Origin of the sequence: Streptomyces sp. NBC_00876 (assembly GCF_045207435.1) — a bacterium.
In the GTDB taxonomy this organism is placed as follows: Bacteria; Actinomycetota; Actinomycetes; order Streptomycetales; family Streptomycetaceae; genus Streptomyces.
In genome coordinates this window covers 163,154-176,601 of record NZ_CP108800.1, presented here as the reverse complement: position 1 = coordinate 176,601, position 13,448 = coordinate 163,154, and the positions used below count along the sequence as shown (strand labels likewise).

Genomic DNA, 13,448 nt, shown 5'->3' with positions numbered 1-13,448 from the left:
CCACAATTCCGGGAGGGTGAAGGTATTTGCCGACATCGCTGATACGAGTCGGTCAGGCGAAGGCATCGGCGAGAAACGATTCGATGATCAGCCATGTGACCGAGCCGCCTCGAACCTGAGCCGACGCCGTCGCCGTGGGGCTGTTGTTCACTCTGCCCGCTCAAGGGACAGGCTCAAGGCGCAGGCTCAAGGGACAGGACCTAAAACGGATGAACGGGAACGTACCCGAGGCCGGCGCCCCCAGTGGAACCAGATGGTTCGCCGGCAGCGCCCGTACGGGGCTCACATGGACCGCTGTCGCACTGGCCGCCATGCTCATGGCCTGCTCGTCGGACGGCCGCGGCGGCCCCGTCCGCCCACGGCCGAGCGACGTCGACGGCGCATGGCGGAGTGCCGGATACGGCAGCGTGTACGTGATCAGGCAGAACGAGCACGGGGGTGCGCGGACACTTTCCGCCTACGAAACGTCCGGGACGAGCTGCGTCGGGGACGACCAACTGACGGCACTGGGCAGCGAGCGCGGCAGCAGCGGCGCGGTGACCTTCGGCGCGGACGGCGACCGCGAACTGACCGTCCGCAGGCAGGGCGACCATCTGATCGTGCAGGAGTTCGGCTCGGTAGGCCACATCCGCATGAACCGCCTGAAGGCACTGCCGCACTGCCCGTCCGAGACGCCAGGGGAGGGCCCCGCCCGTCGTCTGAAGACCTTGGACCAGTTCTGGCAGAACCTGTCCCAGCACTACCCTCCCTACGCGCACCGACGCCTGGCCCTGGGCGACCGGGAACGCGACTACGCGACCCTCAAACGCGACAACACCGACCGCACGTTGGAGGCTCTGCTGCGAGGCACCGTCCACAAACTGGGCGACATGCACACCGGCATCACCTGGAAGGACGGGAGCAGCTACGGACTGCGGCCCGGAACCCGCGATTCGGCCGACCTGACCGACGCCGATACCGCAGCCGTACGGTCCGCCATCGAGGGCGGGCTGGGAGCCGAACTGCGGCCCGTCATCGAGGAGAAGCTGGAGTACGCGACCGGCTTGCCGGGCGGAATGGGGTACTTGCGGATCACCCAGCTCGACGAACTCGGCGGCGAGGAAAGCAGCTACGACGACGACCTCGCGCGGTTCAAGGACGCCCTGGACACCGTATTCATCCAGGGAGCCAGGGACCACTGGCGTGGACTGATCCTCGATCTGAGGCTCAACGACGGTGGTCACGACGCACTCGGACAGGAACTCGCCTCCCGTCTGACCAGGTATCCGCATGTAGCGTTCAAGAAGCGTGCCCGCGATCTCAACGCTCCCAGCGGCTTCACCCCGTACGAGACGGTGAACGTCGGACCCGGCAGGTCCCCAGGCTTTCACGGGCGGCTCGCGCTCCTGGTCAGCGACCTGACGGTGAGCGCCGGAGAGACGACAGCGATGACCCTGCTGAACCGCAGCCCCGCGCCCGCACTGATCGGCCGCGAGACACAAGGCATATTCTCCGACCAGCTGTCACGAACTCTGCCCGGAGGTTTCTCACTTGACCTCAGCAATGAGGACTACCGCGACTCCACCGGTCAGAGTTTTGAAGGCCGAGGCCTTCCCGTCGCCGCCCGATTCCGCACGCCTGTCTTCACGTCCGCCGAGCTCGACAACGGCTGTGACTCGGCCCTTGCCAAGGCGCTCGACCACCTCAGGCACAGGAAGCTCGGCGCAACACCCCGGTGCCCCTCCGGCTCACGGGGAGAACGGCGGAGCCCCGACCCGGCAGGATGAACCTCATGGACACTGAAGTGCCGCTGTCCGGCGGTCGCGTCACCCAGGGCGTCGTCCGGGTCGGCGACACCGTCAGGCGCCCCGCCGGCGCCGCATCGTCCTTCGTCGCCGAGCTGCTGGAACACCTGGATGGGCAGGGCTTCACCGGCGCACCGCGCTATCTCGGCCGTGACCCAGCCGGCCGTGAAACCCTCACCTTTCTTCCCGGGTGGGTCCCGGCCGGATTCCAGCGTTGGACCGATCCGCAAGTGGCAGAGGCGGGCGCCCTGCTACGGGCGCTGCACGACGCCACGCGCGGCAGCGCCCTCACCGGACCGCACCCGGTCGTCTGTCACCACGACCCCGGGCCCAACAACACCGTCTTCCACGACGGCCGGCCCGTTGCCTTCATCGACTTCGACACCGCCGCCCCGGGAGACCCGCTCGAAGACCTCGGCTACATGGCCTGGACATGGTGCGTCGCTTCCAAGCCCGAGGCTCGACCTGTCGCTGAGCAGGCCGCCCAAGTGCGGGTCCTGGCCGACGCCTATGGACTCGTGGGACCGGCCCGCGCCCTTCTCCTCGACGCGATCCTGGACCGCCAGGCCCGCAACGCCCACTGGTGGAACGCGCACCTCATCGCCTCCGCACCCCGCATTGCCACGGAGGATCAGATCAGCGAGCGAATCGCCTGGTCCCACCGTGAGTACTCCTTCACGGCCACCCACCGCAACGTGTTCGTCGAAGCGCTGCGCTGACACCACAGACCCCTACGCGAATCGATCAGCCGGAACCCGGCTCGCGACAGCCCATCCCCACGCGGAGCCGCTCCGGCGGGTGATTTCCTGGCCCGTTCAACCGGTCACTCGATCCTCCGAGCGGGGCTGCTGAGGTCTGTGAACTCCTGTGTCCCAAGCGGTACTTGAGCAGGATGAAGCGAAGACATTCGGATCTTAGAGTGGGCGCTTCACCAGATCGATCCGAGGGGTTCCATGTCTCGTACCAGTACATCCTCCGCCGTCACCGGCCGCTCCGGCCGCGGTCGGCGTGCCGTCGCCGTTCTGCTCGGCGCGGCGGCCGTGGCCGCACTGACCACCATCACCGCACCGGCCGCCGTCGCAGCGCCCGAGCCGCCCGGCGGCAGCTGGGACCACATATATTCCGCACCGGGTGTGCGGGTCTACGTGGTGGAGCACGGCGACTACATCTCTGTATGCGACACAGCGGCAAATGGGCACGGAGCCGTGGTCCAGGTCCGGGCAACCACCATTTGGCCCTACGACTACCAGATGACGGCCCTCGCCGGGAACGGTACCTGTTCGTCACACAGGGCCAGTGACGGCGCCCGGTACGACCTGGACGAGGTGGGCATCGACCTCGAGTTCGACGGCGACGGCGGCGAGTGGGGAGGATCGGGCTACTTCCTCAACGATCGCTGATTCGTTGCCCGAGGAGAGGGACCGGCCTCCGACCTCAACGTCCATACCCGCGAGTACCTGGACGCTGCCGCCGCCGAGGTCAACAGCCGCCCAGACAGAACGCTCGGCTGGGAAACCCCAGCCGAGCGCCTGTCCGAACTGCTTGCGGCCTGATCGGCTGGCCACGTGTTGCGTCGCCCCCTGGAACTCGCCCGGCGCGGGCCCCTCTTCCGTCGTGCCGAGGGGACCGCGCCGGCAGGGGCGCGGTGTGGGCGGCGGGTGGTGGCGTGGGTTCTACACGGTGGGGGAGGCGCTGAAGTTGGTGGTGCGGTAGCCCTTGCCGTCGCCGTCCCAGTCGAGCTGGATGTAGCCGTCGGCGAGGTAGCGGCCTGAGCCGGCCTTGTACTTGATCGTGCCGGTGGTGTAGGTGCCGTTGCCGGCGGTGTTGCCGTGTTCGAGCTTGTACTCGAGACCGGTGTAGTTCGCCGACTTCACTACGGGGTCGGTGCCGGAGACGGACTTCTTGGTCTGCAGGTGGAAGCGGGCTGCGTCGAGTGTGCCGGTCATGTTGACGTAGCTGACGGGGCCTTCGAAGGAGACCTTGGCGTAGGTGTATATGTAGCCGCCGGAGCGCTTGGCGCAGAGCTTGACGTCGAAGTTGTAGTTGTCGGCCCAGGGCCCGGAGTAGGCGGGGTTGTCCACGGAGGCGCTGCTGGTCTTGCAGTGGTAGCTCGCCGCGGAGGCGGTGGTGGCGGTGGCGAGCGAGGTGCCGGCCACGGCCGTGGCAGTGATCAGGGCCGAGGCGGCGAAGCGCTTGAGGCGCATAGGGGAGATTCCTCCGAGAGAAGTACGGGTGAAACGTTGGGCGTTGACGGCCGCGGGCTGTCCCAGGCCGGTGCCTGACCGGCCCGGTCCGAGACCGCCGCACGCTTGCCGGAAGGCGCAGCCGTAGCCGGTTGCAGGAGCCCGCACATTCCGGCGTGGAACCCGCTCCGAGCTACGGATCCTGAAGCTGCCTCCCGTCGTGCAATGGCGAGATGATCTCGGACCGGCTGTCACCTAACCGGACGCAGGCCAGGGCGGTGCGGTTGCGGAGCCCCAGGCCAGGACGGGTCACCGGCGGTGGCGATTGTGTGAAGTCACGTGCTGGTGCTGCCGTCATTCCCCTCCCGTCACGAGTGGGGGAGCGGGGCTGCCGTCAGGCCGGCCGGTCCGCACGCTCCACGGGATCCGGTACGGCCGGTGGGGCGGTGGCGGTTGCGGGCCGGTCCGCGGGTGCGGTGGCCGGTTCTGCCGACCGACGGGTGAAGACCATGGCGAGGCAGCCGCCCGCGATGAGCCCGACGCCCTGGGCCGTCAGGAGCGCGATGATGCCGACCGCGTCGGCGCACGTGGCGCCGATCGCGATGCCGGTGAGCATCGAGGCGGCCTCGGCCGCGCCCAGCGCGCCGAAGACGCGTCCGCGTATCGCGTTGTCGGTGGCGTCCTGGATGACGGTCATCAGGCCGGTGAACATGAGTGAGGCGGGCAGCCCCACCACGACCACACAGACGATCGCGGGCCCGACTCCGGCGTCCCGCAGGACCAGCGGGTAGCAGAAGATGACCAGGTCGATCGCCCCCGTCAGCAGCGCGCCGAAGACCCAGAGGCGTACGGCACGGAAGCGGCTGCCGATCACGGCCGTGGCCAGGCCGCCCGCGATGCCGCCGACGGCCTGCGCGGACACGACCGTTCCGTACGCGGCGCCGCTGCCGTGGAGCACATCGACGACGAAGGGCGCGAACAGCGTGCTCATGATGCCCTGTCCGACACCGGTGAGGACGACGAATCCGAGGACGACGCGCAGCGGCCGGTGCTGCCAGGTGGGGCCGAGGGCGGCGGAGCAGAAGGACCGGAGGCGGCGAACGGGTCCCGTGGCGGTGCGCCGTGCAACACCGGCTGCGGTGGCCGGCGGGTCCGTGGGCGGGCCGGCGGCCTTCTCGTCGCGCGGGGCGACACGGGTCAGCAGGAACGCCGACAGGGCGAAGCTCGACACGTTGAGCAGCGTGACGGCGCCGATGCCGCCCCAGGCCGCAGTGGCGCCGCCGGCCGCGCCGCCGATCAGCCGGGCGACGTCCGCGTTCTGGGCGTTGAGGGCGTTGGCCGTGATCAGCTGACGGGGATCCACCAGGAGCGGGATCAGGGCCTTCTCGGCGGGCTCGAAGAAGATCTGCACGGTGCCCTCCCACAGCATCACCGCGTACACGATCCAGATGCGGTCCGGTCCGTCCACGATCAGCAGCGGCAGCAGACCGGCCGCCAGCAGCACGTTCGCGGCGATCATCGTGCGCAGGCGGTCCCACCGGTCGACGAGCGCGCCGGCCAGCGACCCGAGGAGGACCTGAGGCAGGAACGACGCCAGGAGCATGCCGCCGGACGCGAGCGTGGAACCGGTGATCAGGAAGACCTGATAGGCGAGCCCGGTACGCAGGATCCAGTCGCCGGTGAGGGAGATCAGTCCGGCGGACAGGACGAGGCGGTAGTCGCGGTGTTGCAGCAGGAGTTGCCGTAAGGCACCCATGTCACCCTTCCGGGGATTCGTCGGCGTCTGCCGGGTGAGGTTCCACCGAGACCAGGTACGTCAGATCGACGAGCCTGCTGCCCTCGGGGTGTGTGGCCGGGGCGTCCATCGGACGCGCGTCGACGTACGGCTTGATCAGCGCGTCGATCGCGTCGACGAGGCTCGCCAGTTCGTCGCCGGTCAGGTGCACGCTGTTGAAACCGACGCCCGCGGTGTCGCGCCAGCCCGGCTCGGCGCCCCCGCGTACCTGTTGCCACGCCAGGTAGCGGTTGACGGCCGCTTCGAGGAAGACCTGCTCCAGCAGGTCGGCCGCCGCCGCGCCCTCCTGGGTCGATCCGGCTCCGCGCCAGCTCATGGAGTTCGACACCGCCTGCCAGGGGTGTTCGCGGTTGTCGCGGCCGGGTGCGCGGGTGAGGAATCCGTGGCGGGCCAGCTGCCGGATGTGGTGGGAGGCGAGGGCCTGGCTGATGCCGAGCCTGCGCCCGGCCTCGGCGGAGGTGAGGGGGCCCTCCCGGCCGATGAGCCCGTAGAGGTCCACCCGCAGGGGGTGGGCGAGGGCGCGGATGGTGCGGGGGTCGCTCAGGACGTGCGTCTTCGGATCGGCCGGCGTCGGTTCAAAGGACATGCTTTGAAAGTGGCGGGCGGCCGCGCTGATGTCAAGCATTTGCTTTGGATTCGGCCTCGAGCGGGCCCGTGGACGCGGGGCGATAGGGGCGGGAAGCCCGGCCGATAGCAGCCGGGGGCATGGTCACGCCACATCAACTGCGCACCGAGGGAGGTCCTGGTGGACGTAGGCCGTGACACGACGGACGGGCCTCGACGGCATCGCGCCGTGCCCGGGCAACAGGGCGGCGTCGGCGCCCTGTTCGAGGCATGGGTACGGCGGACTCCGCACGCGGTGGCGCTCGTCCGGGGGCAGCGGTCGCTCACGTACCGCGACCTCAACGCACGGGCCAACCGGCTGGCACATCTCCTGATCGGCCGGGGCGTCGGCGCCGGGGACCGGGTGGGGCTCGCCCTGCCCAGGTCCGTCGGGTTCGTCGTGGCGATGCTCGCCGTGGCGAAGACGGGTGCGGCCTACGTACCGCTGGACGCCGGTCAGGCACCGGCACGGCTGCGGATGATGGCCGAAGAGAACCGGATCGCCCTCGTGCTCGCCCCCCGGCCCGACCGGACGGGGGAGCCGGCAGCAGACACCGCCCCCGGCGATGAGGTGTACGGCACCCCCGTACTCGACCCGCTGGCCGCCGAGTCGGGCAACTGGCCCACCGGGGACGTGGGCGTCCCGGTCGGTCCCGAGGACGTCCTGTACGTGCCCTACACCTCCGGATCCACCGGCACGCCCAAGGGGACCGAGGTCCCGCACCGGGCGGCCACCGGCTTCTTCGCCGGTGAGGACTACGCCCACTGGGGGCCGGGTGCCATCGCCGTGCACCACTCGGCCCTCTCCTGGGACGGTCACGTCCTGGACCTCTACCCGGCCCTGCTGAGCGGCGGAACGGTCGTCGTCCTCGACGGCGACGCGGGCGATCCGTGGGCCGTCGCCCGCGAGGCGGCGGCGCACGGTGCCACCATCCTGTGGCTGACGGCCGCCGCCTTCAACACGATCGTCGACATCGACGTAGACCTGCTCCGCGGTCTGAAGTACCTGCTGACCGGCGGGGAGGCGCTGTCCCCCGAACACGTGGCACGCGCACTGCGGGCACTGCCCGGGACCCGGATCGTCAACGGCTACGGGCCCTCGGAATGCACGGTCTTCAGCACCGTGCACACCATCACGGCGCACGACACCGCGCGCCCGGACGGCATCCCGATCGGACGCCCGGTCGGCGACCGCACGGTCCATCTGCTGGACGACGACGGCGCCCCGGTTCCCGACGGCACACCGGGCGAACTGTACGTCGGAGGACCGGGCGTGGCGCACGGCTACCTCGCGCGGCCGGCGCTCACCGCCGAGAAGTTCGTACCGGACCCCTTCAGCCCGGAACCCGGCGCGCGCCTGTACCGGACCGGGGACCTGGCGGCCAAGGGGCCGGACGGCCTGCTCGGCTTCGTCGGGCGCATCGACGACCAGGTGAAGATCCGTGGGTTCCGCGTCGAACCGGGCGAGGTGGCGCAGCGGTTGCGCCGTCACCCCGGGATCCGGGACGCGGTGGTGGTGCCGCGCCGGGACGACCGGGGCCAGTGCCTCGGACTCACCGCGTACGCCGTGCCGATCGGCCCGGACGACGCCCCGTCGCCGAGCGCGCTGCGCGCGTCCCTGCGGCGCGAACTGCCCTCCGTCATGGTGCCGGACGTCGTCGTCCTGATGGAACGCCTGCCGCTGACACCGAACGGCAAGGTGGACAAGAAGGCGCTGCCGGCCCCCGCCGGATCCGGCCGCGACGACGCGTGCGTCTATGCGGCGCCGGTCACCGCGACGGAGCGCTTCCTCGCCGCCGTCTGGGAGGAACTGCTGGACACCCGGGGCGTGGGCCGGGACCACGGCTTCTTCGAACTGGGCGGGCAGTCGCTCCTCGCCACCCGGATGACCGCCCGCGTCCGTGAGCAGTGGGGCGTCGAGCTCCCGCTGCCCTTCCTCTACCGGCGGTCCTCCACGCTCGCCGGTGTCGCCGCGGAGGTGGACCGCATCGGAGCGGAGGAACCCGCGTCGGCGCCCGTGAAGGCCATCACCCGGGTGCGCCGCGTCGCCCGCACAGCGCGCACCGGCCCGCCCGCGACCCCCTGACCCATCGTCCCGAGGAGGCACCCATGCCCACCCAGGCCCGGACCGAGACTGACACCGAGTCCGAGACCGAGACCCGGACGGAGCCCGGCGCGCCCGCACCGCGCACCGATCCCGCCGAAGCCACCGTCCTGAGCCGGATCAGCGCGTACTACTCGAGCGTCGACGCAGGCGACGTGGAGAGTCTGCTCGCGCTGTTCGCACCGGACGCCCGCTACCACCGGCCCGGCTACGAGCCGTTGGTGGGCCACACCGATCTGCGGCGCTTCTACCAGGGCGAACGGATCATCGCCGAAGGCACCCACACCCTGACCGAGACCCTGGTCGACTCAGACCGTGTGGCGGTGCACGGCGAGTTCCACGGGCTGCTGCACTCGGGGGAGCGGGTGAGCCTGCGGTTCGCCGACTTCTTCACCCTGACGCCCGAACTCACCTTCGCCACCCGGGACACGTTCTTCTTCACCCCGCTCGTGTAGCCATCCGGCCGGCCGTCCGCCCTCCCGCGCCGGCACACCCCCTACGGCCCAGCCGCCGATCCGAGGAGTCGCCATGACCGAGTCCGCCGTGGAGTCCGCCGAGAGCCGTGCCGTGGCGCCGGACACCGGACCTGCCCGCTTCGCCTTCGGCGAGACCTTCACCGACCACATGGTCACGGCGGCGTGGACCGTGGACCACGGGTGGGAGCCGGGCACCCTCGAGCCGCGCGGTCCGCTGTCGATGGACCCGGCGATGGTGGGACTGCACTACGGGCAGGTGGTGTTCGAAGGGCTGAAGGCCCACCGCCAGGCCGACGGCACCGTCGGTGTCTTCCGCCCGGCGGACCACGCGCTGCGCTTCCAGCGCTCGGCACGCCGCCTGGCGATGCCCGAGCTGCCCGTGGAGACGTTCCTGCGCGCGGTGGACGACCTCGTGAGCGCCGATGCCGGCCTGCTGCCCGACGATCCGGCGCTCAGCCTGTACCTGCGTCCGGTGCTCTACGCCTCGGAACCGGTGCTGGCACTGCGACCGGCCCGGCAGTACCGGTTCGTCCTGATTGCCTTCCTGACGGGCGGATTCTTCGCCGACCGGCCCGACCCGGTGTCCGTGTGGATCAGCCGTGACCAGAGCCGTGCCGCACCCGGCGGCACCGGAGACGTCAAGTGCGCCGGCAACTACGCCCCCGGATACCTGGCCCAGCAGCAGGCCGCACTCGCGGGCTGCCACCAGGTCATCTGGCTCGATCCGGCCGAGCGGCGGTGGGTGGAGGAGATGGGCGGCATGAACATCTTCTTCGTCCGGGGTACGGGCACGGACGCACGCGTCGTCACACCCCCGCGCAGCGGCACGATCCTGCCCGGAGTCACCCGTGACAGCGTCTTCGGCCTGGCGGAGCGGCTCGGCCTGCGCACCGGCGAGGAGCGGCTCTCCGTCGACGAGTGGCGCGAGGGCTGCCGCAGCGGGGAACTCACCGAGGCCTTCGCCTGCGGGACCGCGGCGGGGATCACGCCCATCGGCACAGTGCACGACGACGACCGCTGGAGTGTCGGAACCGGCGAGCCCGGCCCGGTGACTCTGGCCCTGCGCGACGCCCTCACCGCCGCCCAGCAGGGCAGGACACCCGACCTCGCCCACTGGATCCGCCGGGTGGCCGGTACGGCCCGAGCCCGCTGACCCCGCCAACGCCGAACAGGAGACCTCTCACATGACCACCGTCAACGCCGCCGGGACGACGCCGGCACCCGTCGAACCCTCCGGGGCAACCGCGCCGGCCGGTGAGGAGGAGTTCGTCGCCACGGCATCCTTCGCCCAGCAGCGCCTGTGGGTCATGGAGCAGATGGAGGACGGCGCCGCGACGTACAACATCCAGATGGGCCTGCGTCTTCAGGGCGCCGTGGACGTCCCGGTGCTCCGACGCGTCCTCGCCGAGATCCTGCGCCGGCACGAGGTGCTGCGCACCCGGCTGGTCCTGGAGGACGGCGAACTCGTCCAGCTCATCTCGGCCGGGGCGACGCTCCCGCTGCGCGAGGTGGACCTGAGGAGGAGCGCCGACCCGGAGGGCGCGTGGCAGGTCGAGGCCGAACGCGATCTGCACGCCCCGTTCGACGTGTCGGTGCAGCTTCCGCTGCGGGCCGTCCTCTTCCGGCCGGCCGACGACCGGCACGTGCTGCTCCTCACCCTCGACCACCTGGTCTGCGACGCACGGTCCCTGCAGGTCCTGCACACCGAACTGGTCTCGCTGTACCCGGCCCTCGCCGCCGGCTCCGCCTCGCCGCTGCCGGAGCTCCCGGTCCAGTACGCGGACTACGCCGACTGGCAGCGGGAATGGCTGGAGGGCGAGGCGCAGCGCAGGCAACTCGCGTACTGGCGGGGCCGGCTCGGCGGCGAGACACCCCGGCTCACCTTCCACCGGCGCCAGGACGCACAGGAGGCCCCCACGAGCCTTTCCCGGTCGCACGGCCTTCCCGACGGTCTGATCGGCGAGCTGGAGGAGCTGGCCCGCCGTGAGGGGGCGTCGCTGTTCTCCGTCCTCCTGTCGGCCTTCGGCGTGATGATGAGCCGGTACGGACGCCAGGACGACTTCGTGGTCGGATCGCTCCTGTCGGGCCGCACCCGGCCGGAACTGGAGGACCTGATCGGGTTCTTCGTCAACACGGTGGGTCTGCGCGTCGACCTGAGCGGCCGCCCGTCCTTCGGGGAACTGCTCGCCCGCGTCCACGAGGTGACGCTCGAGGCGTACGACCACCAGGACGTGCCGTTCGAGCAGGTCGCCCGGGAACTCGCCCCGGACTACGAACAGGGCCGCAGCCAGCCGTTCTTCGACGTGATGTTCCAGCTCGCGGACCTGAACCGGAAGTCCGTGCGGACGGCGGACGTGTCGTTCGAGCCGCTGGTCATGGCCAGCGCGCCCGCGCCGGTCGATCTGGTGGTCGCGGTGCTGCGGGAGGAGGACGCGTACACCTGCGTCTGGGACTTCCGCAGCGACCTGTTCGGGCCCGCCGGGATCGAACGGATGCAGCGTCAGTACGTCGAGCTGCTGCACGCCGTCGTGGCCGACCCCGACCAGGCAGTCGCCGACCTGGCCCGGACCGCGCCGCACGAGGGCGACAGCCCCCGCGACGTCACCGCCGGCCCCGTCGGGGGAGACATTGAGGGAGACAGCGAGGGGAACGTCGAGGGGGACACCGAGCGGTGGACGTTCGCCCGCCACTTCGACGGTGTGGCCCGCCGCCGTCCGGACGCCACGGCGCTGGTGGCCGGGGAGGAGAGGCTGACGTATCGCGAACTCGCCGGGCGGGCGGACCGCCTGGCCCACGTCCTCGCCGCCCGCGGGGTGGGACCCGGGAGCGTCGTCGGCATCCACCTCGAACGCGGTCTCGACCAGGTCCTCGCCGTCCTCGCCGTCCTCAGGGCGGGCGGCGCGTACCTGCCCCTCGATCCGGCCTACCCCGCCGAGCGGATCGGCTACATGATCGACGACGCCGGCCCCTGCCTGGTCGTCACCGCCCGCGGCCTGCCCGCCCTCGCGGCGCGCCGGCCGGGCGCGACCGTACCGATCGAGGAGCTGACCGCCGAGGCGGAGACGGCCCCCGGCGCTCCGCCGTCCGTAGCAGGGGTATGGGCCGACGACCTCGCCTATGTCATCTACACGTCCGGTTCGACCGGCCGCCCCAAGGGCACCGGAGTGCCCCACCGGGGCATGCGCGTGGTGATCGACGCGATGGCATCGGTGCTCGGACTGACCGGTGAGGACCGGGTGCTGCACTTCGCGTCCGCGAGCTTCGACGCGTCCGTCTTCGAGATGCTGATGGCCTTCGGCGCCGGAGCGGCACTGCATCTCGCCCCTACGGACCGGGGCGTGCCAGTGGACCTGACCGTGTTCCTCCGGGAACAGCGGATCACCGCCCTGGTGCTCCCGCCGTCCGCGCTGGCCGCGCTCGTCGAGGACGACGGTCTGCCCGCGCTGCGGACGGTCTCGGTCGCCGGAGAGGCGTGCCCGCCCGCCCTGGCGGCCCGCTGGGCGGGAGCCCGGCGCTTCTTCAACCTCTACGGGCCGACCGAGGCGACCATCTGGTCGACCTGGCACCGCGTCACCCCGGGGGAGACGGCGGGCGTGCCCATCGGCCGCCCGGTGCCCGGCACAGCGGTGTACCTGGTCGACGAGGAACTCCGGCCGGTCCCCGTGGGAGCGCCCGGGGAGCTGTGCGTAGCGGGGCCCACGGTGGCACGCGGCTACCTCGGGCGGGCGGCGCTGACGGCGGAACGCTTCGTCCCCGACCCCTTCGGCGACGTGCCGGGCGGGCGGCTCTACCGGACCGGGGACCTCGCCCGCCGGAACGAGTCGGGCGCGCTCGAATTCCTGGGCCGCATGGACGACCAGGTGAAGATCCGCGGCTTCCGGATCGAACTAGGCGAGATCGAGAGGACGGTCGCCGCCCACCCGGAGGTCCGGGAAGCGGTGGTCGTCGTCCGGGAGGACACCCCCGGAACGCGGACCGTGGTCGCCTACGCGGTCGCCCGGCCGGGCGCGGAGCCCGGCCCGGAGGAGCTGCGCGAGCTGTGCGGGCGCAGCCTGCCGCACTACATGGTGCCGTCCCATGTGGTGCTGCTCGGCCGGCTGCCGGTGTCCGGGGCGGGCAAGGTCGACCGCAAGGCGCTGCCGGCGCCGGAGCGGGCGGCCGACGCCGATACGGCCGAGGCTCCGGACGGGCCCCTGGAGGAGGCGATCGCCGAGATCTGGTCCGAGGTGCTCGGCGCCGGCAGCGTTGCCAGGACCGATGACTTCTTCGCGCTCGGCGGCAATTCGCTGAGCGCGACCCAGGTCATCGTGCGGGTCCGGCAGGACTTCGACCTCGCCCTGCCCGTCCGCGCCCTCTTCGACAGCACGCGACTCGGAGACTTCACCGAGGCGGTGCGCGTGGCGGCGTCCGCCCAGGACTGAGAGCCCGGATCCACGGGGCCGGCGGCGGTGGTGCCGCAGGGGCCGACGGCCCCCGCGGCACCGGCACGCCTGACCGCGATGA

Annotated in this window: 10 protein-coding genes and 1 pseudogene; 8 read left to right on the top strand and 3 right to left on the bottom strand. The window is 71.3% G+C overall.

From position 1 onward, the window contains the following. The first annotated feature begins 209 nt into the window (after positions 1-209). The 4 genes and pseudogenes from OG782_RS00810 to OG782_RS00795 form a co-directional block, all read left to right on the top strand. Entirely contained in the window at positions 210-1,766 is a 1,557-nt protein-coding gene (locus OG782_RS00810; RefSeq protein ID WP_406447291.1) for a S41 family peptidase, read from the top strand. Between the two features lie 5 nt (positions 1,767-1,771). Further along, entirely contained in the window at positions 1,772-2,503 is a 732-nt protein-coding gene (locus OG782_RS00805; RefSeq protein WP_406447289.1) for a phosphotransferase family protein, read from the top strand. Positions 2,504-2,737: 234 nt separating this feature from the next. Beyond that, positions 2,738-3,184, top strand: a complete 447-nt coding sequence (locus tag OG782_RS00800; protein ID WP_406447287.1) for a hypothetical protein — start codon at positions 2,738-2,740, stop codon at positions 3,182-3,184. A gap of 27 nt (positions 3,185-3,211) precedes the next feature. Beyond that, a pseudogene (locus OG782_RS00795) lies at positions 3,212-3,337 on the top strand (IS30 family transposase); the annotation flags it as partial. A gap of 120 nt (positions 3,338-3,457) precedes the next feature. Here OG782_RS00795 and OG782_RS00790 read toward each other — a convergent pair. The 3 genes from OG782_RS00790 to OG782_RS00780 all read right to left on the bottom strand — a co-directional run bounded on the left by OG782_RS00790 (position 3,458) and on the right by OG782_RS00780 (position 6,348). After that, positions 3,458-3,988, bottom strand: coding sequence for a hypothetical protein (locus OG782_RS00790; RefSeq protein WP_406447286.1), 531 nt, complete (start codon positions 3,986-3,988; stop codon positions 3,458-3,460). Between the two features lie 373 nt (positions 3,989-4,361). Next, positions 4,362-5,723, bottom strand: coding sequence for an MFS transporter (locus OG782_RS00785; RefSeq protein WP_406447284.1), 1,362 nt, complete (start codon positions 5,721-5,723; stop codon positions 4,362-4,364). A 1-nt stretch (position 5,724) separates the two neighbouring features. After that, positions 5,725-6,348, bottom strand: coding sequence for a winged helix-turn-helix domain-containing protein (locus OG782_RS00780; protein ID WP_406447282.1), 624 nt, complete (start codon positions 6,346-6,348; stop codon positions 5,725-5,727). 207 nt (positions 6,349-6,555) lie between these two features. On the opposite strand from OG782_RS00780, the gene OG782_RS00775 reads away from it, so the two are divergent. From OG782_RS00775 to OG782_RS00760, 4 genes are all read left to right on the top strand, one after another. Further along, complete coding sequence (locus OG782_RS00775; RefSeq protein ID WP_406447280.1) at positions 6,556-8,451, top strand: amino acid adenylation domain-containing protein; 1,896 nt, start codon at positions 6,556-6,558, stop codon at positions 8,449-8,451. A 23-nt stretch (positions 8,452-8,474) separates the two neighbouring features. Then, a complete protein-coding gene (locus tag OG782_RS00770) occupies positions 8,475-8,924 on the top strand; it encodes a nuclear transport factor 2 family protein (protein WP_406447278.1) in 450 nt (149 codons plus the stop codon). A gap of 73 nt (positions 8,925-8,997) precedes the next feature. Continuing rightward, positions 8,998-10,098, top strand: a complete 1,101-nt coding sequence (locus tag OG782_RS00765; RefSeq protein ID WP_406447276.1) for a branched-chain amino acid aminotransferase — start codon at positions 8,998-9,000, stop codon at positions 10,096-10,098. A gap of 31 nt (positions 10,099-10,129) precedes the next feature. Further along, positions 10,130-13,366: an amino acid adenylation domain-containing protein gene (locus tag OG782_RS00760; RefSeq protein ID WP_406447274.1), complete on the top strand. Its 3,237-nt coding sequence runs from the start codon at positions 10,130-10,132 to the stop codon at positions 13,364-13,366. Positions 13,367-13,448 lie beyond the last annotated feature (82 nt).

Excerpts from the sequence above, each read along its gene's own strand:
- OG782_RS00760 (WP_406447274.1), top strand. The coding sequence starts at position 10,130 with ATGACCACCGTCAACGCCGCCGGGACGACGCCGGCACCCGTCGAACCC.
- OG782_RS00790 (WP_406447286.1), bottom strand. The coding sequence starts at position 3,988 with ATGCGCCTCAAGCGCTTCGCCGCCTCGGCCCTGATCACTGCCACGGCC.
- OG782_RS00780 (WP_406447282.1), bottom strand. The coding sequence starts at position 6,348 with ATGTCCTTTGAACCGACGCCGGCCGATCCGAAGACGCACGTCCTGAGC.
- OG782_RS00800 (WP_406447287.1), top strand. The coding sequence starts at position 2,738 with ATGTCTCGTACCAGTACATCCTCCGCCGTCACCGGCCGCTCCGGCCGC.
- OG782_RS00785 (WP_406447284.1), bottom strand. The coding sequence starts at position 5,723 with ATGGGTGCCTTACGGCAACTCCTGCTGCAACACCGCGACTACCGCCTC.
- OG782_RS00765 (WP_406447276.1), top strand. The coding sequence starts at position 8,998 with ATGACCGAGTCCGCCGTGGAGTCCGCCGAGAGCCGTGCCGTGGCGCCG.
- OG782_RS00805 (WP_406447289.1), top strand. The coding sequence starts at position 1,772 with ATGGACACTGAAGTGCCGCTGTCCGGCGGTCGCGTCACCCAGGGCGTC.
- OG782_RS00810 (WP_406447291.1), top strand. The coding sequence starts at position 210 with ATGAACGGGAACGTACCCGAGGCCGGCGCCCCCAGTGGAACCAGATGG.
- OG782_RS00770 (WP_406447278.1), top strand. The coding sequence starts at position 8,475 with ATGCCCACCCAGGCCCGGACCGAGACTGACACCGAGTCCGAGACCGAG.